Genomic DNA, 22,753 nt, shown 5'->3' with positions numbered 1-22,753 from the left:
GGGCGGAGCGATGCCTACCGGCTGGCCGGTGTAAGCGCGAGCGGGGGGGCTGAGCGGCGCCCGCCGGGTGGCCCGGGGTGAGCGTGGACCGGGGCAGGGCGGGGCGGAGCGTTGCCTACCGGCTGGCCGGTGTGAGTGCGTGTGGGGGCGGGGCGGCGCCCGCCGGGTGGCCCGGTGTGAGCGTGGACGGGGGCGGGCGGTGCTCATCGGGTGGCTGGGGGTGAGCGTGGGCGGGGTGGCCGCCGGCTGGACGGTATGAGCGAGGGCGGGGCGCTGCTTGCTGGGTGGCCGGGTGTGGATGTGGGTGGTGGGCGGAGCGGGGGCGCCGGGTTGCTCCTGGGGGTGCCCGCGGGGTTACTCCTGGGTGGGGTCGGGGACGGCCGCCTCGGGGGAGCGGTGGACGGTGGGGAGGAGGATGGCGGACGGGTGGTCCGGGTCGTGGAAGATCTCCTGGTCGGCGGGGACGGGCGGGCTGGACGTGCTCGTCAGAGGGTCGCCGGTGCCGGGGTTCGCGGCGACCTTGGGGTAGGCGCCGCTGGTCACGTGGACGCGGATGCGGTGGCCGGGGCGGAAGCGGCGTGCGGTCGGCCACAGGTCGACGGTGACGCGGTGCACGCCGTCGGCATCCGCGGGGTGGACGGGGGTGAGCCGCAGCCCGCCTTCGCAGACGTTGCGCGAAACGCCTTCCTCGTCCACATCGCATAGCCGAACGATCAGATCGGTGTGCGGACGGTTCGAACGAAGGTAGATGTCCGCAGAGACAGGTCCGATCAGTTCGAGTTCGGAGGTGAGCGGTGGTGAAGTGAACACGAGCACGTCTGATCGTTTTTCGAGCGGACGGTTGTCCACCGGCTTCGAACTGCCCAGCAGCGTCGGCCCGCCTAGTGCAGGAGTCGGCCATTCCGGGTCGTACCGGTACTCGCTCGGCGCATGCTGCTGCGGGCCGTCCTTGCCCAGGCCACCGCCCTTGTGCAGGTGCCAGCGTTCTTGGCGCATCCCGGGCGGCGGCCAGTCCCGGTAGTCGCGCCACTCGCGCGCGCCCGTCACGTAGAGCCGGACGGGATGCTTCCGCAGACCGGACGGATCGCCCATCAGATGCGCGCGGAACCAGGCGAGCGACTCGCGGAACGCGACGATCCCGTGCCGCGCGTCCGCGTGCCACCACGGGCCGATCGTCAGGTAGGGCCGTTGTCCGGCGGCGCGCAGCGCGAGGTAGTCCTTCAGCTCCCACGGCAGGAACACGTCGTACCAGCCGCCGAGCAGCGTGACCGGCGCCTCGACCTCACCGACCGTCCCGGAGAAGTCGCGCGTGAGCCAGTAGTCGGAGCCGTCCGCGTGCGCGGCGAGTAGGTCCTGGTAGAAGCGCATCGGCGCGCCGCCGGTCAGGACGTCCAGTTCGGCGAGCGGACGCAGCGACGCGGCCGCCTTCAGTGCCCGGCGCCGCGACACCAGCGGCGCGGTCAGGACACCGAGCCGGCCGTTCTGCCGGTGCGTGAGGTCCGTCCAGGTCAGCGTGGACTCCAGGGCGAACGATCCGCCCACGTACGCGGCCTCGCGGAAGGACGACGCGGTGATCTGCAGCGCCATCGCCCTCAGCTCCGGACCCGCGTCCGCCGCGAGCGCCCAGGCCGAATACCCCAGGTAGGACGCGCCGTAAAGACCGACCGAGCCGCCGAACCAGGGCTGCTCGCGCAGCCAGCGCAGCGTCGCGGCGCCGTCGTCGCGCTCGCTGCCGAGCGGGTCGAACTCGCCGCCCGAACCGAACGTCCCGCGCGCGCTCTGCACGACCAGCTGGAACCCGAACGGCACGAACGGAAGGCCGTTGAGCAGCGCCGCGGGCCCGCGGCGTCCGTACGGGGTCCGGACGAGCAGCGTTGGCGGCGGACGTTTCACCCCGCGCGGGACGTACCGGTCGGCGAGCAGCGTCACGCCGTCCGGCATGGTGACGGGGATGCGCCGGTGCACGGTGTAGCGCGGCACGCGGAGCCGGGGGAGCGGGGGAGTCGGCAGGCGGTCGAGTAGAGCCATGCTTCTCGGTCTCCGTCCGGGGGCTACTACCAGGTAACGGTAGCCGGTTCGCCCTCGGTTCGGCTGACGGCGTTCCACGGCATCCGGCCGAGTTCACCGAGCCGCCGGGCCCAGTACACCTCGCCTCCGAACTCCTCCCGCCACGCCCAGAGCCGCTTGGTCAGCGCGCCGAGCGGATGTTCCGAGGTCACGCCGATGGCGCCGTGTACCTGGTGCGCGAGGTCCGCGACGGCGCCCGCCGCGCGGGAGGCGTTCAGCTTCGCCGCCCCGACCGCGAACTCGTCGTCCGGGACGCGCAGCGCCGCCTTCACCGCCACGTCCGCGACCGTCACCTCCGCGGCCAGCTCCGCGAGCTGCTGCTGGACGGCCTGGAACCGCCCGATCGGACGTCCGAACTGCTCGCGCTCACCCGCGTATTGCACCGATCGATCCAGAACCCGCCGCATCGCCCCCGACATCTGGACGGCCCGGAACAGCGCCCCGCGCAGCATCACCTGCTCGGCCGAAACCGGACACTCCACGGCCGCCTGGTCACTCGCGACCGTCACGTCGTCGCGCGGCTCGCCCGCCACGTTCGTCCCCGGCAGGATCTGCACGTCCTGCGGATCGACGATCGCCGCCCGCCCGCGATGCAGCACGACCAGGCGATACGCCTCACTAGCCCACGGGATGCGCCGCGCGAACCGTCCGGGCACGACCGTCAACGCACCCGGCGGCACCGTATGCACCGTCGCCGCGAGCAGCCGCCCGGCCAGGATCGTTTCCGCAAGCGGCACGGCCGCACCGTGATACCCCTGCACGCGCAGGAGGACGCCCACGTCCGCAAGGTCCCCGCCGCTACCACCCGCATCCTCCGGCACGCCGACGCCAGTCAGCCCCGTCTCCAACAACGCAGCCCACGGATCGTCCTCCGCAAAGACCGCATGCGCGGTCTCTTCAAGCAACTCCACGCCAGCACCCCCTCACTCCAACACCCAGCCCGGTGCCCTCAAACCCCTCCGCCGCGCCCACCCTCACCGCACTCGCAGACCGCTGCGCGGCCAGCGCACCCCGAGCCCGCCTCACGGACGCCGCACCCCGACGCCGGCCCAAGGTTGCTGAGCTCTGAGGCCGTTTCACAGTCAGCACGCCCCCAAACTGCTTCTCGGTCGCCGCGCTCTGAGGCTGGTTCGCGGTCAGCGCGCTCTGAGGTTGCCTCGCGGTCAGTGCGTCCCCAGGCCGGTTCATGCTCAGCGCGCCCTCAGACCGCTTCGCGGTCGCCGCGCTCCGAGGCCGGTTCGCGGTCAGCGCGTCCCCAGGCCGCTCCGCAGTCAGCGCGCTCCGGGACAGCTTTGTGGTCGGTGCGTCCTTGGGCCGGTTCGCGGTCGGCGGAGCCTCAGACCGTTGCGTGGTCAGTGCGCCCCTGGGCTGCTTCACGGTCAGCGCACCATCAGACCGTTGCACGGTCAGCGCACCCTCGGACAGTTGCGCGGCCAGCGCGTCCTGGGACCGGTTCGCGGTCGGCGCGTTCCGAGGCCGGTTCGCGGTCGAGCCGCCCCCAGGCAGGTTCGCGGTCAGCGCACCATCAGACGGGTTCGTGGTCAGCGTGGTCCGGGGTTGGTTTGTGGTCGGGGGGTCCACGGGTTGGGGCATGGTTAGCGCACTCCTAGGCCGCGGGCGATTATGGTGCGGAGGATTTCGTTGGTGCCGCCGCGGAGGGTGAAGCCGGGGGACTGGACGACGGCTTGGGCCAGTAGGCGTGCGGCCTGGTCGGGGGAGGTGGGGTCGGGCTCGACGGCGAGCTGGTCGCGTGCGACGTCGATGACCTCGCGTTCGAAGCGGGTTCCGAGGTCCTTCACCATCGCGGCCTCCAGGTCGGGGGTGCGGCCCTCGGCGAGCGCGCCCGCCACGGCCAGGGACGCCTGGCGCAGCGCCCACAGGCGGCCGAGCAGGCGTCCGGACGCGACGCCCGGTGACAGCGAGCACAGGAGTCTGACCAGCGCGAACGTGCTCAGGAACCGCTCCGGCCCGGACCGCTCGTAAGCCAGTTCCGCCGTGACCTGCCGCCAGCCGTCGCCCTCGGCGCCCAGCAGCTCGGCAGGCGCGCCGTCGAACACGACCTCGTTGAAGTGGTGCTCGCCGGACAAGCCGGGAATCGGGCGGATCGTCACCCCGTCCGCGGGCAGCTCCACGATGAACTGGCTCAGCCCCTCGTGCCGCGTCGCGCCCGGCGTGCTCCGTGCGAGGACGACCATCGCGTGCGCGATATGCGCTCCGCTCGTCCAGACCTTGGTGCCGGTGAGCCGCCAGCGGCCGTCCGCACCGCGCTCCGCCCGCGTCCGGACCGACGCGAGGTCGGAGCCGGAGTCGGGCTCGCTCATCCCGATCGCGAAGAAGCACTCGCCGCGCGCGATCGCGGGCAGGAACCGCCGCTTCTGCTCCTCCGTCCCGTTCGCGAGGACGGACGGCCCCATCTGCCGGTCCGCGATCCAGTGCGCCCCGACCGGCGCGCCGATCGCGAGCAGCTCCTCGATCACCACGAAGCGCTCCAGCGGCGACCGCCCGTGCCCGCCGTACTCCTCCGGCAGCGTCATCCCGAGCCAGCCGCGCGCGCCGAGCGCCCGGCTGAACTCAGGGTCCGTGCCGGTCAGCCACGAGTCGCAGCGCGGCTCGAAATCCGTTGTCGCGAGGAAGTCCCGCACCTCCCCGCGCAGCCGCTCGGCCCCGGGCGGCAGCACCCCCGGCTCCAGCTCGGGCAACGCCATCGGCCGCACCCCTCCCCAAGAAAGTATGGACTTACGGTAAACCCCCGGGCCCCAGGTTCGTCTCTGGTGCGTGATCCAACACCTGACAGCGGAGGGCGTCGCCTTGCCCGTCCCCGAGGTGCCCTACGACGAGCTGTTCGAGGCGCACTTCTGGGGCATGGTGCGGCTCGCGCAACTCCTCGGGGCGGACGATCCGGAGGACGTCGCGCAGGACGCGTTCGTCCGCCTCCACCGGAGACGCCGCCTCCTCCGCGACCCCAACGCGGCCCTCGCCTACCTGCGTTCGAGTGTGTGCAACGCGTCCCGCAGCAGGCTCCGGCACCTGCGCATGGCACGCCGCCGGCACGCCCAGCTCGCCGACGCGCCCACCGTGTCCGGCACCCCCGAGACCGCCGCCGTCGACCACGAGGACGTCGCGGAGCTGCTCCGCGCCGTGGACGCCCTCCCGCACCGCCAGCGGGAGGTGCTCGTCCTGCGGTACTGGCTCGAACTCACCGAACGCGAGACCGCCGACGCGCTCGGCATCGCCGTCGGCACCGTCAAGGCCCACGCGTCGCGCGCCATCGCCGCCCTCGGCAAGCAACTCAAGGACTCGCCATGATCGACATCGAAGGCCGCCTGAAGGAGGCGTTCGACGCGCGGGCCGCGACCGTCCGGCCCGGCCCGAACCCCGCCGCCGAGAACCGCTACCGCGTCCACCGCGCCACGCGCCGCCGCCGCGCCGCCATGGCCTGCGCCGCGGCCGCCGCGGTCATCGCCGTCACCGTCCCGATGGCCGTGAGCGGCGGCCTCCCGGATTCCCATGTGGCCACTAACCGGGCTGCCGACGCCCTCGTCAAGAAGTCGGGCGACCCCGCGGACTTCACCGGAGCCCCGGCGCCGTTCGAGATCCCCACGTCGGCGAGCGGCCGTCTCACGCCGGTCGCGCTCTCCCCGGACGGCTCGTTCCTCGGGCGCATCGGCCAGCAGCTGTGGGCACTCGGACCCCGGAGCATCGCCAAGGAAGCCGGCGTGCCCCAAAAGCTTTTCTCGGCCGTGGCGGCGACTTCCCGGATTTCGGCGACGACGTTGGCCACGACCGGCTTCGGCATCACCCCCCGTGCGCGTGTGTTCCTTCAGCGGGGCCTAGGCGCGAGCGCCAGCCTGACGTGCTCGGTCACCCCGCCCGCTACGACCGGAATGGCGGGCGGCGTGGACGGGATCGACCCCACACGGCCGGTCTGGCTCGATGGAGACCATCTCGTCTACGCGGAGCCCAACGGCGGGGCGACGCGACTCCTCATCTCTTGCGACCGTGCGTCGTTCGGCCAGCAGACGGGAGAAGGCGGGGCCACCTGGTTCGACAAGGCGCATGCGATCCCGGTCGCCCTGGCCGATCCCACGCTTTTCTACCTGGATTCGACGAACCTCACCACGCTGAACCAGGTCGATGTGAACGCACTCCCGCCGGGGAGCGGCACCCGCCACGTGCTTGACCGCCGGTTCCTTCCGGCCAAGGCGTCCGACGTCGGCCGCACGTGGGTCGCCGGAGCCACCAAGCGGACCTTCGCCTGGGTGGACGGCGATTCCCTCAACATCGTGGATCGTACGGCCCGGGAGCCCTGGACGCCCAAGACGATCCGTCCGATTCCGAAGATGAGCGGGACCGGGCAGCTGACCGTGGGCGACCACGTCATCGCCTACACGGTGACCAACGCGCGCGGACGCGTCGGTTCGTTCATCTACAACATGCGCAGCGGCAAGCGCATCACCTGGCCGGGCCGGGTTTACGCGGCCGGGGACTGGCTGCTGTGGCAGGACGGCGGGACGGCGAAGATCGCGAAAGTCCGCTGACGCCGGGAACCGAAAACACGGGTGCGGGGAACAACAGGTAAACGGGGCTGAGGAGAGGCCAGGATGAGCGGACCTTACGCGACCGAGAACGACGCCTACATCGAGGTGCGGGACATCTACGCCGCGCACGGCAAGCGGGGTGTCATGCAAGCCCGCACGCACGACCTGCTCGTCTCGGTCTGCGCCCAGCACGACGTGGAGCTGGGCGAGTACGACAAGGCCGTCCTGAAGTGGCTGGCCCGCCAGCCGCCCGAGACCGCCCAGGTCATCGCCGGGATCATCGACCGCGCCGCGAAGGCGGCCTGCGAGAAGGGCTGATCCGGCGCGACACAATGGTGGGCCGGGCCCGCGGCCCGGCCCACCATCCTCGCCAAGCCTCCTCGAGAAGGGACGGGACGGCTCCGGGCAACGAGGCGCGGAGTTCACGTTGCCGGTGCCGCCGCTCCCGGAGCCGGACGAGCGTCCGCCGGCGAAGGCCAGGAACCTGAGCTGGACGGGCGAGGACGTCGCCATGCGTCCGGTCGGGCCGGCGGACGCCGCGGCCTGGAAGGCGGACGGCAGCCCGGACAGGATCAAGCTGAACGCCGGGGAACCGGACCGGTCCATCGGTCCGGAGCGCAGCGGCGGCCCGGTGCTCGACTTCGGGGACGCCGCCGCTCGCCGCCTTCCGACCGACCCGGCGAAACTGCGGGCGGCGCTCCTGAACTATGCGTTGAGCGTCGGGCACGAGCGCGTCCCGAACCCGGACGAGTACCTCTACCGGAGCGCGTCGTTCCTGCTCGTGGACACGCCGGTCCGCGACGACCTCCGCATCGCGACCTACCGGCTGCTGGCGAGCCTGCGCGGCGTCCGGACCGTGACCACGCAGGACGCGACCGGCGTAGTGCGGCAGGGCGTGGCCCTGCGCACCACGACCCCCGAGTACGGGACGGTCGATTCGGAGCTGCTGATCGACCCGAGGACGGGCCGGCTCGTCGCCGGCCAGGAGGTCGTCGTCAAGCCGGGACCGCGCACGGCCGACCTGCGTCCCGGCGTCCGCTGGCGGTACGAGATCGTCCGGTACGCGGGCTGGACGAACCGCCCCGCCGAAAGCCTCCTCTACCGCTACGGAAAACCTGACGGACCGGACGGGCCCCCGAAGATGATCCAGCCCGAGGTTCCCACCCGGCCCTGAGCCCCGCGATGTGCCCCGACCAGCACGTCCAAGGCGGGTCAGAGGCGGACGGACGAGGCGAGGTGGCGGCCGATGACCATGCGCTGGATCTGGTTGGTGCCCTCGAAGATCTGCATGACCTTGGCCTCGCGCATGTAGCGCTCGACGGGGAAGTCGCGCGTGTAGCCGTAGCCGCCGAGGACCTGGACGGCGTCGATGGTGACCTTCATGGCGGCGTCCGTCGCGACGAGCTTGGCGATGGACGCCTGCCGGGCGAAGGGGAGGCCGCGGTCCTTGCGGCGGGCGGCCTCCAGGTAGGTGGCGCGGGCGGACTCGACGGCGGCGGCCATGTCGGCCAGCAGGAAGGAGAGCCCCTGGTTCGCGATGATCGGACGGCCGAACTGCTCGCGGCGGGCGGCGTAGTCGACGGCGTGGTCCAGCGCGCCCTGGGCGAGCCCGACGGCGCAGGCGGCGATGCCGAGGCGTCCGGAGTCGAGGGCGGAGAGGGCGATCGGGAAGCCCTCGCCCTCCTCGCCCAGCCGCCGGCTGGACGGCACGTAGGCGTCGTCGAAGCGGAGTTCGGCCGTGGTCGAGCCGGTCAGGCCCATCTTGCGTTCGGGCGGGCCGAAACTCAGGCCCTGCTGGTCGCCGTCCACGAGGAAGCAGGAGATGCCGCGGCCGCCCGTGTCGGACGTCCGGGCGAAAAGGGCGTAGAAGTCGGCCTCGCCGCCGTGCGTGATCCAGGTCTTGGTGCCGGTGACGCGGTAGCCGTCGCCGTCCGGGACGGCCCGTGTCGACAGCGCGCCCGCGTCGGACCCCGCGTGCGCCTCGGAGAGGGCGTAGCCGCCGAGCAGCTCGCCGCCGAGCAGGTCCGGAAGGCGCTTCTTCTGGTCGTCGGTCCCGTATGCCCAGAGCGGGAAGCAGGACAGCGTGTGCACGCTGACGCCGACCGCGACGGACGCCCAGACCGCCGCGATCTCCTCCAGGACCTGCAGGTACACCTCGTACGGCTGCCCGCCGCCGCCGTCCGCCTCCGGGTACGGCAGGCCGAGCAGGCCCGAGCGGCCGAGCAGCCGGAACACCTCGCGGGGGAACGCGCCGGCCTCCTCGGCGGGCGCGGCGCGCGGCGCCAGCTCCTTGGCCGCCAGCTCGCGGGTGAGCGCGATCAGGTCCTCGGACTCGGGGGTGGGAAGCATCCGTTCAGCGGGCATGGCCCCATCTTCGCGGATGCGCGCTCCGTCACGACGACAGTTCGCGTTCCAGGGGAGTCCGGAACCTGGGGATGATCCGGACGCCGCCCAGGAACGCGGACATCCGCGCCGCCTCGGCCTCGACGGCGGCCACCGCGTCCGACCCGGCGTCCTCCAGCAGGCGGAACACGACGCCGCCGTCCGGATCCTGGCCCCAGCCTCCGACGACGCGCCCGTCCCACCAGACCGTCGGACCGATATTGCCGTTCCGGTCGAACAGCGACGGGACGTGCGCCGGGTCGAGGAAGAAGTCGCGTTCCTTCCAGCCCATCGGCGTGGCGTCCAGCGCGGGGAGCAGCGCCGCCCACGGCTCGGGCGCCTCGACCGGTTCGAGGTCGTCGGCGAGGACGATCCCCGCGTCGGTCTCCGCGGTGTCGAGCCCGGCGAGGCCCTTCCTCACCTCGGCCGCCGTCCAGCCCGTCCACCACTTGAGGTCGAGCGGGGTCACCGGGCCGAACGTGCGCAGGTAGCGGCGGACGACCTCGGCGCGCGCCTCGTCCGCCGGCATCGACGGCACGCCGTCCGGCAGCCACGACTCGACGGGCGACCACACGTACTGGCTGCTGACCCACGTCCCGTTAGGACGGCCCCGGACGATCCGCCCCTCGCAGCCGAGCGTGACCAGCACCCACGTCGTGATGCCCGTCGTGGTCCCGTAGGACTTGCCGGGGGCGAGCTCCACCTTCGTCCGCAGCCTCGGCTCGGCCGCGCTCAGCTGGGCGCCGGTCGCCGCGCCCAGCCCGATCAGCGCCTTGTGCGTCGCGTCCTCGACGTCGCGCAGCCAGCCGTCCAGGTCGCCGTCGCCCACGCCCGCGTCGGCCATGAGCTTGCCGTACCGGCGGCGCTGCCTCACGGCGAGCTGGTCGGCGACGGCCGCCTGCAGCGCCGGGAGGAAGTCGGTCGGGACGACGAACATCGTCCGCCGCATCGCCAGCAGCCGGAGCAGCGCGCGGTCGTCGTACAGCGCCTGCTCCACATGCGCCGTCCCGGCGGTCCTGCTGCGCGCCGCGACCTGCACGTACACCGACGCCGGATCGGTCGCGTGCAGGGCCGTCATGGACCGGGCGATCTCCACCGGGTCGTCGCTCCGGACGTCTATGGCGAGGCGGTGCCGGACGCCCAGCCGGGCCCGCCGCTCGGCGACGCTGATCGAACGCATGAACGAATTGTAGGGGCGGATCAGTGCTGGTGGGCGCTGCCCGACATGATCATTCCGCCCAGCCTGGCGCGGAGCGCTTCGAGCGTCGCGGGGGTGCCGACGGCGACCCAGCGCGTCCCGACCAGGTACGACCCGCCCCACGGCTTCGCCTCGCCGAGCCAGGCGTCCCGATCCCTGTCGCTGTCGAAGCCGACGAGCGTGTACCGGCCCTGGGACGTCCGGCACGCACCCTGCTGCAGCTGCTCGGAGCGGCGCGTACCGGTGAGCGAGCAGCCCGTCCTGGCGGCGAGCTGCTCAATCGACGCGACGCCCTGCGCGGACGATCCGCCGACCATGCCACCGTGCCCACTGTCGTACGGGCTTCCGTGGCTGCCGCAACCCGCCGCGGTCACGCCGACGAGCAGCATCGCCGCGAGTTCGCGCTTCATCGCACCTCCCGGAGTGTGGGGTCGCGCACTGGTACGCGCCACTCCGGAAGCAGGTTCACCCTGAAACGCGGCTGTGCGGGTGGTGGGGAGTCAATGGGCGAGCCGGGACGCGGCGGACGCGCGGACCTCGGGGCTCTCGGGGGAGTCGTGCTGGAGCCGCTGGAGCCGGGTGCGGGTCTCCTCGGTGATCGGCGCGGCCTCCACGGCCGTCCGCCGGACGGGCTCCTCGCAGTCCCACAGGCCCTCGACGGCGTAGGACTCGGCGGTGTGCGGCGCGGTCCGGATCAGCGCGGTCAGGATGCGGCGGCGCAGGTAGGCGTACTCGGTGTCGAGCCAGGCCGACTTCAGCAGCGGGACGGCCTGGCCGGCGCGGAGCCTGCCGAGGCCCTCGACGGGCTCGGCCGCCGAGCCCCAGTCGCCGCGCTCGACGGCGTCGGTCAGCTCGTCCATGAGGAGGGGGATGTCCTGGCGGGTGCCATGGTTCGCGATCAGGCGGAGCCCGACGTACGAACAGGGGCCGGGGGAGTTCGCCCACACGCGCGCACGAGGCAGCGCGTCCGGACCGTAGAACTCGACCGCCTTGCCCACCGCGCCGATCCAGCGCGGCTTGCGTTGCGGGAGCAGCTCCTCGGCCAGGTCCAGCAGCGCGGGAACGCGTCTGCGGCCCAGCTCGAACAAGGCCGCGACGGCCGTGTCGTCCCCTTGGCGGGCCAGCTCGACCAGCTCGGTATCGGACGGTCCGCCCGCGTCGCCGCCCGTCCCGGCGGCGGAACCTCCGGCGCGCGCGAAACGGTCGCGGGGGTCGCGGAACCGTCCGACCGGACGGCGCGCCCGCCGCTCGCGCTGCTCAGCGAGCGCCGCCGCGATGCGCGGCTTCCGGGCGGCCCACATCTCCAGCACCGGATTGCCCGTCTCGAACGCCAGGTCGGCCAGCTCGCGGTCGTCGCAGCGGCCGTCCGCCAGATCGTCCAGATCCCAGGTCAGCGCCGGATCCCGCAGCTGGACGAGCAGCTCCAGCGCGTCGAACCAGTGCGTGCCCTCCCGGGCGTAGCGGCGCAGCGGCTCGGCGGCCTCGCGGCGGCTCAGCCGGACCAGGTCCGAGAGCACGTCGAGGGTCAGCCCCACGCGCCGGCCCTGCCACCTGCCGTCCTCGTCGTCCTGGTCGGCGGCGTCGAAGAGGTGGTCGGAGAGCGGCCCGACCGGCAGCTCCAGATCGACCATCAACCGCGCGTAGTACAGGCCGCGTGACTCGCACTGGCGGTCCCATCGCGGGTCGCGCCGGACACAGTCATAAACGTACTCACCGGCGCCGCGACGCTCGGCGGCGCGGCGCGCCGCCCTGCCGAGTCCACGCTGAAGCTGCCCCTGGAGGGTGCTCGCCGATTCCACCACGACCTCGTTGTTCACCCCAGCAGAATGCGCACTCGACCAGATATCGGGCAAGTGCTTTCCCGGGCCGCGACGCGTCCGTACCCCCGCGAACCCGCCTCCAACCCACCCGCTGAGACCAGCATCACCCCGCAAACCCCAAGCGTCCCCGCCCGCCCGATCCAAGCGCACTGGCCTTGGGACCACGCGGGCGGGGGCGGCGGGGTCAGATCTTGCGTTGGGCCACCCAGGAGGCGTGCAGGTCGGCGTAGACGCCGGGCTGCTTGACCAGCTCGGACGCCGGGCCGCGCTGGACGATCCGGCCCTTGTCGAAGACGATCACCTCGTCCGCGGCCTCGGCCGTGGAGAGGCGGTGCGCGATCGACACGGCCGTGCGGCCGCGGGTCACGCCGTCCAGGGCGCGCTGGATGCGGACCTCGGTCGCGGGGTCCACGGCCGAGGTCGCCTCGTCCAGGACGAGCAGGTCCGGGTCGGCGATGTAGGCGCGCGCGAGGGCCACCAGCTGCCGCTCGCCCGCCGACAGGGACTCGCCGCGCTGCCCGACCGGCGTCGCCAGGCCCTGCGGCAGGCCGTCCAGCCAGTCGGCGAGGCCCAGCTCGGTGAGCGCGAGGCGCAGGTCGGCGTCGGACGCGTCCGGGCTGCCGTAGCGGATGTTGTCCGCGAGCGACGCGTCGAACAGGAACCCGTCCTGCGGGACCATGACGATCCGGTCGCGCAGGGACGCGAACCGGACGCGGCGCAGCGGCACGCCGTCCACCCGGACCTCGCCCTCGGACGGGTCCATCAGCCGCGTGAGCAGCTTCGCGAACGTCGTCTTGCCCGATCCGGTCTCGCCGACGATCGCGACCCGCGTGCGCGGCGCGATCCGCGCGTCCACCCCGTGCAGGACGGGCGGGCCGCCCGGGTAGGCGAACCCGACCCGCTCGAACTCCACCTCGATCGGCCCGCGCGGGAGGGTCTCGCCGTCCGCGCCCGGGTCGGCGACGTCCGGCTCGGTGTCCAGGACGGACAGCACCCGCCGCCAGCCCGCGATCGCGTTCTGCGCGTCGTTCAGCACCTCGGTCGCGGTCTGCATCGGCGACACGAACAGCGTCACCAGGAACAGGAACGCGACCAGCTCCCCGGCGGTCAGGTGCCCGCCGAGGCCGAGCAGCGTCCCGCACACGACCACCGCGGCCGTCGCGAGCGCCGCGACCAGCTCGCTGGACGGGAACGTCATCGCGATCAGCCCCTGCGCGCGGGTCTGCGCGGCGCGGGTCGCGTCCACCGTCTCGTCCACCCGGCGGGCGGTGCGCTCCTCCGCGCCGTACGCGCGGATCACCGGCGCGCCGACGACGCTCTCGCTGACCACCGACAGCAGGTCCCCGGTGCGCTCCCGGACCCGGGTGTACGCGGCGGAGATCATCCGCTGGAACCGGCGCAGCGCCCACGCCAGCGGCAGGAACGACGCCCACACCAGCAGCATCAGCGGCCACGAGTAGACCGCCATCAGCAGGCTCGCCACCACCAGCTGCCCCGCCGACACGATCACCATCAGCCCGCCGAACTGCATGAACTGGCTGATCTGGTCGACGTCGCCGGTGACCCGGGACACCAGCGCCCCGCGCCGCTCCCCGCTCTGCGTCAGCATCGACAGGTCGTGGACGTGCCGGAACGCCCGCACCCGCAGCGCCGCCAGCCCGGTCTCGCTGCTCCGGTACAGCCGGACGTTCATCAGGTACGCGCAGACGGCCGTGACCAGCACGCCCACCGCGCACAGCGCCACCGCCGTCCGGACGAACGGCAGGTCCGGATGAGCCCCGTCCTTCCCGAGGCCCTTGTCGATCACCTGCTGCACCGCGACCGGGACCACGATCCGGCCCGCCGTGGCGACCAGCGCCAGCAGCAGCGTCCCGGCCAGCCCGGCACGGAACTCCGGACTGATCCGCAGGCCCCGCCGCAGCGTGCTCAGCGCGCTCTCGAACGAGGCGGACTCGCTCAGCGCCGTCATGCCCTGCCTCCCACTCCGCCGCTCTCCTCCACGTCCCCTGCCGCTTCCACGTCAGCCGCCGTTCCGGCCCCGGCTTCCGCCGCCTTTGCGGCTTCCGTTTCGGCTTCGCCCCCGGCCCCGGCTCCGGCCCTGGCCCCGGCTCCGGCTTCCGCCTCGGCCTCGGCTTCCGCCTCCAGGGCCTCCTGCTCGGCTTCGGCGCGCTCGTAGGCGTTCACGAGGTTCCGGTAGCCCTCGGAGCGTTCCAGCAGCTCCGCATGCGCGCCCCGGGCGGCGACGCGGCCGTGCTCGATGAACACGACCTCGTCGGCGAGCGCGATCGTCGCCTTCCGGTAGGCGACCACGACCACCGTCGCCGCCTCGTTCTCCTCCGACTCGCGCAGGCCCGCGAGGATGCGCTGCTCTACCTGCGGGTCCACCGCCGAGGTCGCGTCGTCCAGGACCAGCAGCCGCGGCCGCCGCACCACCGCGCGGGCCAGCGCCAGCCGCTGCCGCTGCCCGCCGGACAGCGTCGCGCCGCGCTCGCCGATCCTGGTGTCCAGGCCGTCCGGGAGGGCCGCGACGAACCCCTCGGCCTGGGCGAGCCGCAGGGCCGCCCAGACCTGGTCGTCCGGGACGTCCAGGCCGAGCGTGATGTTGCCCCGGACGGTGTCGTCGAACATGAACGTCTGCTGCGGGACGAGCGCGGCGGTCGCGGCGATGCCGCCCGCCTTCACGTCCCGCGCGTCCAGGCCGTCCAGCAGGACCGCGCCGTCCGCCGGGTCCACCAGGCGCACCAGCAGCGAGGTCAGCGTCGACTTGCCGGAGCCGGTCGGGCCGACCACCGCCACCGTCCGGCCGGGGGACGCCTCGAACGTCACGTCCCGCAGGACGTCCGCCGGGGGAGCGCCCTCGGCCGGCTCGTAGCCGAACCGGACCGCCTCGACCCGCAGCGCGGCGGGCGCGCCGCCCTTCAGCTCGGCCTGCCCGTACGGCATCGAACCGCCCGCATCCAGGACGGACCGGACCCGGTCCCAGCCGACCACGCTGCGCGGCACCTCGGCCAGCACCCAGCCCAGCGACCGGATCGGGAACGCCAGCAGCGTGAACAGGTACGCCACGTGCACCAGGTCGCCCGCCGTCATCGCGTGCGACTGCAACCGCACCGACCCGATCAGCAGGACGGCCAGCACGCCGAGGTTCGGCAGCGCCTCCAGCACCGGGTCGAACATCCCCCGGACGCGTCCGACCGCGATGTTGGCGTCCCGCAGCGCGTCCGCGCGCGCCGCGAACCGCTCGGTCTCCGACTCCTCGCGGCCCAGCGTCTTGACGACCAGGCCGCCCTCGAAGCTCTCGTGCGCCACCTCGCTGACCTCGGCCCGCAGCTGCTGCGCCCGCGTCGCGACCGGCGCCAGCCGCCGCTGGTACACCACGTTCAGCAGCGCGATCGCCGGGAACACCAGGAACCCGACGATCGCCACGACCGGATCGGTCAGCAGGATCGACACGGCCGCGACGACCAGCATGAACACCACGCCCACCGCCATCGGCAGCGGCGCGATCGGCGCCCACGCCGCCTCGACGTCCGCGTTGGCGTTCGAGAGGAGCTGCCCGGTCGGATGCTTCTGGTGCCAGGCGAGCGGCAGCCTCAGATACTGCCGCGTGACGGCCCGCCGGTAGCGGGCCTGCATCCGGTACTGCATGAGGCCCGCGTAGAAACGCCGTCCGGCCACGCCGAGCGCCTTGAGGAACGCCACGCCGAGGATCACCAGCGCGGCCGCGGTCAGCGCGCCCGCCGTCGTGTGCCCGCTGTCGAACGCCGGCAGGACGGTGTGCTGCGTCGCCCACCCGAGCGCCTGCGCCGTCCCGACCGTCATCGCCCCGTAAAGGGCGCTGGCCAGCACCGATATGGCGAAGACCTTCGGCTCGGCCCGGATCGCCACCCCGAGGACGCGCATCCCTTCCCGCAGGATCTGCCCTGTGGACGAGGCCCCGTCCGCTCCCAACTGCTCCGCGGCCCCTTCGCCCACTGCGGCATCGTCCGGCGCACCCGCCGGCCCCGGAACCACAACTCCGCCGACGCCGTTCCCGCCCCCAGCCACACGGCTGGCGCCGTTTCCCGGCTCTGCCAGGACGGCGGCATCGGTTCCGGCCTCGGCTCCGGTGTCGGGCTCGGGTGCGGCACGATCGGTAGGCGAGGCTCCGCCTCGGGATGAGCCTGCTGGCACGGGGGCTCCTAAGATCAAAATGGTTGAGGGCGCGACTATCCCTACCATCCGGGCGTATCGGGTATTCCCACCAAGATCGCACCCCTGTCGCCCGTCCCCGCCGAGGTCGGCCCCAGACCACTGCGTCCGGACGCCCCGGAGCAGCGCCCGGACGCCTCTCCCGCCCGAGACCGAAGACTCCCGCTCTAGGCCAAAAGTCCCAGTCGGCCACCCCTCAAGATCAAAGCTCCCACCCCCTCCCGGCCAGCTGTAGCCCAAACCAGGACAGCCATCCTGCTCCTCGCCGCACCCGTACGGCGGACCGAAGCTCCGCCGCCGACCCGCTCCCGACTCGACCCAGGGACCAGGACGAGTGAGCTGGACGGGCTGCCGCAGGAGCGGGGGTGGAGCTCTGCGTCGCGGGAGCGGTCTGCGGCGCAGGAGAGGGGTGCGGAGGTCTGCGTCACGGGAGCTGGGGTCCGGAGGCCTGCGGCGCGGGAGCGGAGGTTGCGAACGGTCTGCGTCACACGAGTGGGCCTGGACGTCCGCATCGTGCGTCCGATGGCGCAGAGGGCTCCGGAGACCGGGCGCGGCCGCTCTTGTCTCCCCTTCGCTCTCCCTTGACACGCCAATAAAGAGAAGGGAACGGCGTCCCACGCCTTTGTTCACCGCGGCGACATCCAACGTGCACGCAAGGGCCGGATGCGTCTCGAACGCGCGTCCGCGCAAGTGGAACTCGTCGAGAACGTATAAAAATTGCCCGCTATGTCCTTAAAAATGTATCGGCGGTGGACAGGTTCGCCATGCCCGGCGACAGCGCGGCACGCGTCACAGCCGGACCGCCGAGTCGTCCCCGGATCGGGTTCCGGCGGAACCGGATGGGGTGGTTCCGGCGATATCGGGCCGGGGCGCCGGCGTGGCGCGGGAGGTTCCAGAGGTTCCAGAGGTTCGGTATCTCCTGGTGTACCGCGCCGATCGGCCCCGCCTGCCCGTCTGCGCGGCCGCGAGCCTTCCCGCGCCCGGCCGCGTCGAGGGGCGCCGGTGTCCGAAACGCGAGGGCCGCCGATCCCGCGCTCCGCTCTCGGCGGAACTTCTTAGTCTTTACGAATCGGCGAGTCCGCTTGGCAAGCCGCTTCCGGCCACCGCGCCGACACGCCGTCCGGCGCGTCCGGAATCACGCCTGTCTCCACGGTGGCCAGCGGAAATCCGCGCCTCTCGCGGGACCCGACAAGCGCAGAACTCCCATCGACGGATGTCCGTCAGGTGTTCCCCTGATGTGTCGCGCGGGCGGGCGGCGCTCGGGGCGGCGATCGAAAGGGCGGCGGCTCCTGCGTTTTGCGCGGATCCGGTGATACTGTGGTCCGGTCGGTTGCAGTCGTGGTTCTCGATCGTTTGTATGGACGCCCGCGGACTGATGGCAGCGGGCGTTTTGGCTTTCCGGGACCATCCCGGCGGCGAGAGCGTTCCGCTAGCAGCCGCGCTGGGCCCGCGAGGTGTGGGCCCACGTTTTGCCGCAAGGAGAAAGACATGCCCCAGCAGGGCACCGTGAAGTGGTTCAACGCCGAAAAGGGCTTCGGCTTCATCGCCGTCGACGGCGGTGGCCCCGACGTCTTCGTGCACTACTCGGCGATTCAGTCCTCCGGGTACCGCTCGCTGGACGAGAACCAGCGCGTCCAGTTCGAGGTGACGCAGGGTAACCGGGGTCCGCAGGCCGACCAGGTCGTCCCCCTGTAACACCCGCAGTCGTCCGCGCGGCCCGCGTTCCTCCGGAACGCGGGCCGCGCTGCGTCTACCCCGCCACTCCACCTCGCACCCAACAACCCACCCCGCGGCTCTGGGCCCCATCGCCGTGTGCGCCCCTACCAAGGCCCGCGCCCAACGCCCCGCATCCCCTGACGCCCTTGCCCGTGACCATGCGCGCCGTCCCGCCACACGCCAACCCGCCCTGCTCTGAGCCAACGCCCCGTGCCTCGTGGCGCCCAGCTCATGAGGATGCGCCTTGCCGTCGGTCGCCAACCCGCTCCTGCCTCGCGCCTCATAGGCCGGACGTTCCGTAGTGACCTGCCTCGGATGGGGGTGCACTGCGTCGCGGGGTGCGCCATGCCGCCGCGAGTCAGCCCACCCAGGCCCCAAGCGCCCCGAATCTCGTGGCGTCCGGACTCGGAAAGGTGCGCGTCGTCCGTCGCATGCGAGCCCGCCCCACCTTGCGGCTGACAGGCCCCGCGTCCTGTGGCGTCCGCCCTGGAAGGGTGCGCGCCGCGCTGCCGCACGCCAGCTTGCTTATGCCCTCCAACGCGCCCCGCGCCCCGCGCCTCGTGGCGGCCGACCCGTGAGGACGCGCCGTCCCGCCGCAGGCCAACCCGCCCTGGTCTGCGTCTGATGCAGCCTGCGCCTAACCTCCCGCGTCCCGTGGCGAACCAGACCTTGAGGGTGTGCGCCGTCCCGTTGCGTGCTTGGCCGTCCTGCGCCGTTTGCCTCGTTCCGGGCCCCGGGCAGTACGCGCTTGTGCCAGGCGCGCCGGGCGCATACGGCCCGTGCCAGGTGCGTTGTCGTGACTTGGGGGGCTGTGCGGGTTGGGGCCGGGGCGGTCGGCTCTGCGCGTGTGCGGGGTTTGGTTTTTGAGGGGTGGGGGTGTTCCGGGTGGTGGGGGCGCCTGGGTGGGGGTTGGACGCGGGGGGTGGGGTGACTGCGGCAGAATGGAGGGCATGTCCGCAGCCCCTTCCGAATCGAACCTCGACCCCAAGATCGCCGCGCGGCTGAAGCGCGACGCCGACGGGCTCGTCGCCGCCATCGCCCAGCAGTACGACACCGGTGAGGTGCTCATGCTGGCCTGGATGAACGACGAGGCGCTGCACCGCACGCTCACCACCGGACGCGCCACCTACTGGTCGCGCAGCCGCCAGGAGTTCTGGGTCAAGGGCGAGAGCTCCGGCCACCAGCAGTGGGTGAAGTCCGTCGCGCTCGACTGCGACAAGGACGCGATCCTGATCAAGGTGGACCAGGTCGGCGGGGCCTGCCACACCGGCGACCGGACCTGCTTCGACGCCGACGTCCTGGACGCCGCCGTCGGCGAACGGCCCGCCGGGCAGTCGTGACCCCCGCGCGGGAGCGCGGCGTCGCGGCGCTGGTGTGTGCCGCCGGGGCCGGGCTGACGCTGCTCGCCGCCGGGCAGCGCTGGGCCACCGTCCGCGCGGAGAACGCGATCACCCCCTTCACCCAGCACCTGTCCGGGCACGATCTCGGCCAGTTCGCGTCCGCGCTCGGCTGGGCCGGGCTCGCCGGGCTGGCGGCGCTGTTCGCGACGTCCGGACGGGTCCGGGCGGCGGTCGGGCTGCTGCTCGCGCTGTTCGGCGCAGGCGTCGTGGTGGCCTCGGTGACCGCGTCGCGGCCCGCGCACGTCGCGAAGGTCGCGGGGGAGAAGAGCGCGCTGATGAAGCTCGGCGCGCACCCCGTCGTCCATGTGGAGCCCTGGTGGGGCCTGTCGATGGCAGGCGGCGTGCTGCTCGCGACGGCCGGGCTGATCGTCCTGGTGAAGGGGTCGCGCTGGCCGGGGCTTTCCGCCCGGTATGCACGTCCGGAGCAGGCCGCGAGGCCGGTCTCGGCCCGTTCTGGAGAGGACGCCGCCGACAAGAAGGGCGCCGACGACGCGTCCGCGCTCTGGAAGTCCCTCGACCGCGGCGAGGACCCGACGGCCGACGAGGACGCCGCCGACACCGCCAAGCGGCGCCGGTGAGGATGTGACCGGTTCGGGGGAGCTCGTCCTGGTCGTCGAGCATGATCCGGCCGTGGCCGAGCTCCAGCGGCGCTGCCTGACCCGCGAGGGGTACCGGGTGGAGGTCGAGCCCGACCCGTCCGGCGCCCCCGATGCCGCCGCCCGGCTGCGTCCGGACGCGGTGGTCCTCGACCTGTCGACCGCGGCGCAGCCCGTCGAGCTGTACCGGCGGGTCGTGCAGGCCCTGGTCACGCGGCCCGGATCGTCCGGCGGACGGGTCGTCGCCGTCGTCGGGCCGCTCGATCCGGCGGTCGCGCGCGGTCTAGGCCCGCATCGCGTGGACCGGCCGTTCGGTCCGCGCGCGCTGGTTCAGGCCGTCGCGGTCGCGATGCGGCGCGGCTCGTCCGACGGGACGCCGGAACTCCGCGCGGGCGCGCTCACCCTCGACACCGCCGCCCGCACCTGCGACGCGGACGGCGCGGACGTCGCCCTCACCGCCACCGAGTTCGACCTGCTGCGCTACCTCGCCCGCAACCCCGGACGCGTCTTCACCCGCGAGCAGCTCCTGGAGTCCGTCTGGGGGCCTGGCGCGGGCGCGGGAAGCCGCACCGTGGACGTCCATATCGCCCAACTCCGGGCAAAGCTCGGCGACGCCAGCCCGATCCGCACCGTCCGAGGCGTCGGCTACCGCCTGGACCCCTGACCCCGCACTGGATCACCGTCCTCGCCGTCCCGGCCAGGACCTCGGCTCCGGGCGGTCTTCGGTCGGCCACCGCGACGATCCCCGGACCCGCCCACGCATGGCGCAGCTACCAAGGCTCGGCACCGCCACAACCTGACGCGTCCAAGCGCCGCTTCGAACTCGCCTCTCCCACACCCCGGTTCCAGCCGACCTGACCGATTCCGCGGGCCTGGGCACGCCGGGGGTACGCCGGGTGCACTGACCCACCCGCCACCCTTTCCTATCCGTCCCGCACGACAGAGGCCCCCAACGCGCGGACGACCTCACCCGCCCACCCGGAGCAGTGCGGACGGCTGAGCGGAGCGGACGTTCGGGCAGGGCAGGTGTTTGACTCTGAGCGGACGTTTGGCCTGGCGAGGTGCCCAAACCGTCGCTCGGCCCTGCGCCTGTCGCGGATGCCCTGCGCCTGTCGCGGACGCTCGTGCGGTTGTGGTTGCCGGAGGGGAGGCAGGGCTTTGGGCTTGTGCGGACGATCGGGCCAGGACGGGATACAGGTCGGGGCGCCGCTGGGCGGGGCGGGCCTGCGTCGAGGCGGCACTCGCGTCGGGCCCGAGGGCTTGGGCTGGGGTGGACGGCTGAGGGCGGGGGCGGGTTCGGCTTAGGGTGGTGGGGTGAGCCAGGGGATACCTGACGCGCTGGGCGCGGTGGGGCGGGGGACGCCTCCGGTGGGGCGGCGGTTGCGGGGGCCGGCGGCCGTGTTCGGGACGGTCGCGGCGGCCACGGTCGTGGTGACGTTCGTCGATCCGCACACGCCGGGGCACTACCCGACCTGCCCGTTCCTGTTCCTGACCGGGTACTACTGCCCGGGCTGCGGCGGGCTGCGCATGGTCAACTCGCTCACGCACGGCCATGTCGGGACGGCGTTCGGGTTCAACCCGCTGGCTTTCGTCCTGCTGCCGGTGCTCGTCTACCTGTGGGGGCGCTGGACGTACTGCGCGGTCCGCGGCGAGCGGGTCACGACCGTCCTGCTCCGGCGCGGCGTCCTCGCGGGGGTCGTCGGGCTGCTGCTCGTGTACTGGGTCGTCCGGAACCTGCCGTTCGCGCATGCCTTGGCCCCGTAACAGGAGGTTGGGGATGGAATGGGGCTGGACGGCCGGTTCGGAGCCCGGCCCCGGGTGCGGGCGCTGTCGGCGGGTGAGGCTACGATCGGTGCACGGATCGACCGGAAAATAGGGGGCTCCTGCGTGACCGAGGGCGAGCGTGGGCACGGCGTGAGCGTGCTGGACGAGATCATCGAGGGGGTCCGGGCCGATCTCGCCGACCGGCAGCGGACGGTGTCGCTCGACGACCTCAAGGCCAGGGCGGCGAAGGCGCCCGCACCCCGGGACGCGCTGGCGGCGCTGCGCGCGCCCGGCGTCGGGGTGATCGCCGAGGTGAAGCGGAGCAGCCCGTCCAAGGGCGCGCTCGCCGCGATCGCCGACCCGGCCGCGCTGGCCCGGGACTACGAGGCGGGCGGCGCGAAGGTCATCAGCGTGCTCACCGAGCGCCGCCGGTTCGGCGGCAGCCTGGACGACCTGGCCGAGGTCCGCGCCACCGTGGACATCCCGGTCCTGCGCAAGGACTTCATCGTCACCTCCTACCAGCTGTGGGAGGCCCGCGCGTACGGCGCGGACGTCGCGCTGCTGATCGTCGCCGCCCTGGAGCAGGACGCGCTGGTCTCGCTGGTCGAGCGCGCCGAGTCGATCGGCCTGCTCCCGCTGGTCGAGGTGCACACCGAGGAGGAGGTCGACCGGGCCGTCGACGCCGGCGCCAAGGTCATCGGCGTCAACGCGCGCGACCTGCGCACCCTCAAGGTCGACCGCGACACCTTCGGCCGCGTCGCCCCGCGCGTCCCGGCGGGTGTCGTGAAGATCGCCGAGTCCGGCGTCCGCGGCCCGCACGACCTGCTCGCCTACGCCTCGTCCGGCGCGGACGCGGTCCTGGTCGGCGAGAGCCTGGTCATCGGCCGCGACCCCCGCTCGGCCGTCGCCGACCTCGTCGCCGCCGGCGCCCACCCCGCCCTCCGCCAAGGCGGCTGACCTCCCCTGCCTCACGCCCGGTTCCCCAAGGAGCCGGGCGTCGTCATGTCCCCCCAGGACCGCTCCGTCCAGCGGAGGGCGTGGTTGGGGTGGGGTTCTCGGAGATGGGGTTTGGGCGGGGGCG

19 protein-coding genes are annotated in these 22,753 nt (G+C 73.0%); 10 read left to right on the top strand and 9 right to left on the bottom strand.

The genetic code is table 11. The annotated features are described in order from the left end of the window. Positions 1-354: 354 nt before the first annotated feature. From FHU30_RS17660 to FHU30_RS17650, 3 genes are all read right to left on the bottom strand, one after another. Positions 355-2,028, bottom strand: a complete 1,674-nt coding sequence (locus tag FHU30_RS17660) for a CocE/NonD family hydrolase (protein WP_253877057.1) — start codon at positions 2,026-2,028, stop codon at positions 355-357. 26 nt (positions 2,029-2,054) lie between these two features. Beyond that, positions 2,055-2,804, bottom strand: coding sequence for an acyl-CoA dehydrogenase family protein (locus FHU30_RS47105; protein ID WP_253877056.1), 750 nt, complete (start codon positions 2,802-2,804; stop codon positions 2,055-2,057). 858 nt (positions 2,805-3,662) lie between these two features. Then, on the bottom strand, positions 3,663-4,772 hold the full coding sequence (locus FHU30_RS17650; protein ID WP_253877055.1) for an acyl-CoA dehydrogenase family protein: 1,110 nt from the start codon (positions 4,770-4,772) through the stop codon (positions 3,663-3,665). 70 nt (positions 4,773-4,842) lie between these two features. On the opposite strand from FHU30_RS17650, the gene FHU30_RS17645 reads away from it, so the two are divergent. The 4 genes from FHU30_RS17645 to FHU30_RS17630 all read left to right on the top strand — a co-directional run bounded on the left by FHU30_RS17645 (position 4,843) and on the right by FHU30_RS17630 (position 7,779). After that, positions 4,843-5,373, top strand: coding sequence for a SigE family RNA polymerase sigma factor (locus FHU30_RS17645; protein ID WP_253877054.1), 531 nt, complete (start codon positions 4,843-4,845; stop codon positions 5,371-5,373). Then, positions 5,370-6,605 carry a hypothetical protein gene (locus FHU30_RS17640; RefSeq protein WP_253877053.1) on the top strand — a complete coding sequence of 412 codons (1,236 nt, stop codon included), beginning with the start codon at positions 5,370-5,372 and terminating at the stop codon, positions 6,603-6,605. Before FHU30_RS17645 ends, FHU30_RS17640 begins: the two co-directional genes overlap by 4 nt. Before the next feature lie 63 nt (positions 6,606-6,668). Further along, positions 6,669-6,923, top strand: coding sequence for a hypothetical protein (locus FHU30_RS17635; protein WP_253877052.1), 255 nt, complete (start codon positions 6,669-6,671; stop codon positions 6,921-6,923). 109 nt (positions 6,924-7,032) lie between these two features. Further along, on the top strand, positions 7,033-7,779 hold the full coding sequence (locus tag FHU30_RS17630; RefSeq protein WP_253877051.1) for a hypothetical protein: 747 nt from the start codon (positions 7,033-7,035) through the stop codon (positions 7,777-7,779). A 38-nt stretch (positions 7,780-7,817) separates the two neighbouring features. Here FHU30_RS17630 and FHU30_RS17625 read toward each other — a convergent pair whose 3' ends face one another. The 6 genes from FHU30_RS17625 to FHU30_RS17600 all read right to left on the bottom strand — a co-directional run bounded on the left by FHU30_RS17625 (position 7,818) and on the right by FHU30_RS17600 (position 15,908). Continuing rightward, entirely contained in the window at positions 7,818-8,969 is a 1,152-nt protein-coding gene (locus tag FHU30_RS17625) for an acyl-CoA dehydrogenase family protein (RefSeq protein ID WP_253877050.1), read from the bottom strand. A 28-nt stretch (positions 8,970-8,997) separates the two neighbouring features. Continuing rightward, on the bottom strand, positions 8,998-10,167 hold the full coding sequence (locus FHU30_RS17620) for a winged helix DNA-binding domain-containing protein (RefSeq protein ID WP_253877048.1): 1,170 nt from the start codon (positions 10,165-10,167) through the stop codon (positions 8,998-9,000). Between the two features lie 20 nt (positions 10,168-10,187). Next, positions 10,188-10,595, bottom strand: a complete 408-nt coding sequence (locus FHU30_RS17615) for a hypothetical protein (protein WP_253877047.1) — start codon at positions 10,593-10,595, stop codon at positions 10,188-10,190. A gap of 90 nt (positions 10,596-10,685) precedes the next feature. Beyond that, complete coding sequence (locus FHU30_RS17610) at positions 10,686-12,002, bottom strand: HEAT repeat domain-containing protein (protein WP_253877046.1); 1,317 nt, start codon at positions 12,000-12,002, stop codon at positions 10,686-10,688. A gap of 187 nt (positions 12,003-12,189) precedes the next feature. Next, positions 12,190-13,974: an ABC transporter ATP-binding protein gene (locus FHU30_RS17605; RefSeq protein WP_253877045.1), complete on the bottom strand. Its 1,785-nt coding sequence runs from the start codon at positions 13,972-13,974 to the stop codon at positions 12,190-12,192. Further along, on the bottom strand, positions 13,971-15,908 hold the full coding sequence (locus FHU30_RS17600; protein WP_253878026.1) for an ABC transporter ATP-binding protein: 1,938 nt from the start codon (positions 15,906-15,908) through the stop codon (positions 13,971-13,973). Before FHU30_RS17600 ends, FHU30_RS17605 begins: the two co-directional genes overlap by 4 nt. 1,776 nt (positions 15,909-17,684) lie before the next feature. Here FHU30_RS17600 and FHU30_RS17595 point away from each other — a divergent pair. The 6 genes from FHU30_RS17595 (at position 17,685) to trpC (ending at position 22,629) form a co-directional block, all read left to right on the top strand. Continuing rightward, a complete protein-coding gene (locus tag FHU30_RS17595; RefSeq protein WP_030144886.1) occupies positions 17,685-17,891 on the top strand; it encodes a cold-shock protein in 207 nt (68 codons plus the stop codon). A gap of 971 nt (positions 17,892-18,862) precedes the next feature. Then, positions 18,863-19,252, top strand: coding sequence for a phosphoribosyl-AMP cyclohydrolase (hisI, locus tag FHU30_RS17590; protein ID WP_253877044.1), 390 nt, complete (start codon positions 18,863-18,865; stop codon positions 19,250-19,252). Then, positions 19,249-19,890, top strand: coding sequence for a Trp biosynthesis-associated membrane protein (locus FHU30_RS17585; RefSeq protein ID WP_253877043.1), 642 nt, complete (start codon positions 19,249-19,251; stop codon positions 19,888-19,890). Before hisI ends, FHU30_RS17585 begins: the two co-directional genes overlap by 4 nt. Positions 19,891-19,894: 4 nt before the next feature. Then, on the top strand, positions 19,895-20,572 hold the full coding sequence (locus FHU30_RS17580) for a winged helix-turn-helix transcriptional regulator (RefSeq protein WP_253877041.1): 678 nt from the start codon (positions 19,895-19,897) through the stop codon (positions 20,570-20,572). 650 nt (positions 20,573-21,222) lie between these two features. Next, complete coding sequence (locus FHU30_RS17575) at positions 21,223-21,672, top strand: DUF2752 domain-containing protein (RefSeq protein ID WP_253877040.1); 450 nt, start codon at positions 21,223-21,225, stop codon at positions 21,670-21,672. A 150-nt stretch (positions 21,673-21,822) separates the two neighbouring features. Continuing rightward, positions 21,823-22,629 carry an indole-3-glycerol phosphate synthase TrpC gene (gene trpC / locus FHU30_RS17570; RefSeq protein WP_253878024.1) on the top strand — a complete coding sequence of 269 codons (807 nt, stop codon included), beginning with the start codon at positions 21,823-21,825 and terminating at the stop codon, positions 22,627-22,629. The last annotated feature ends 124 nt before the right edge of the window (positions 22,630-22,753 follow it).

Origin of the sequence: Actinomadura rupiterrae, from assembly GCF_024172125.1 — a bacterium.
Classification (GTDB): Bacteria; Actinomycetota; Actinomycetes; order Streptosporangiales; family Streptosporangiaceae; genus Spirillospora; species Spirillospora rupiterrae.
This window is presented reverse-complemented; position numbering and strand designations above follow the sequence as displayed.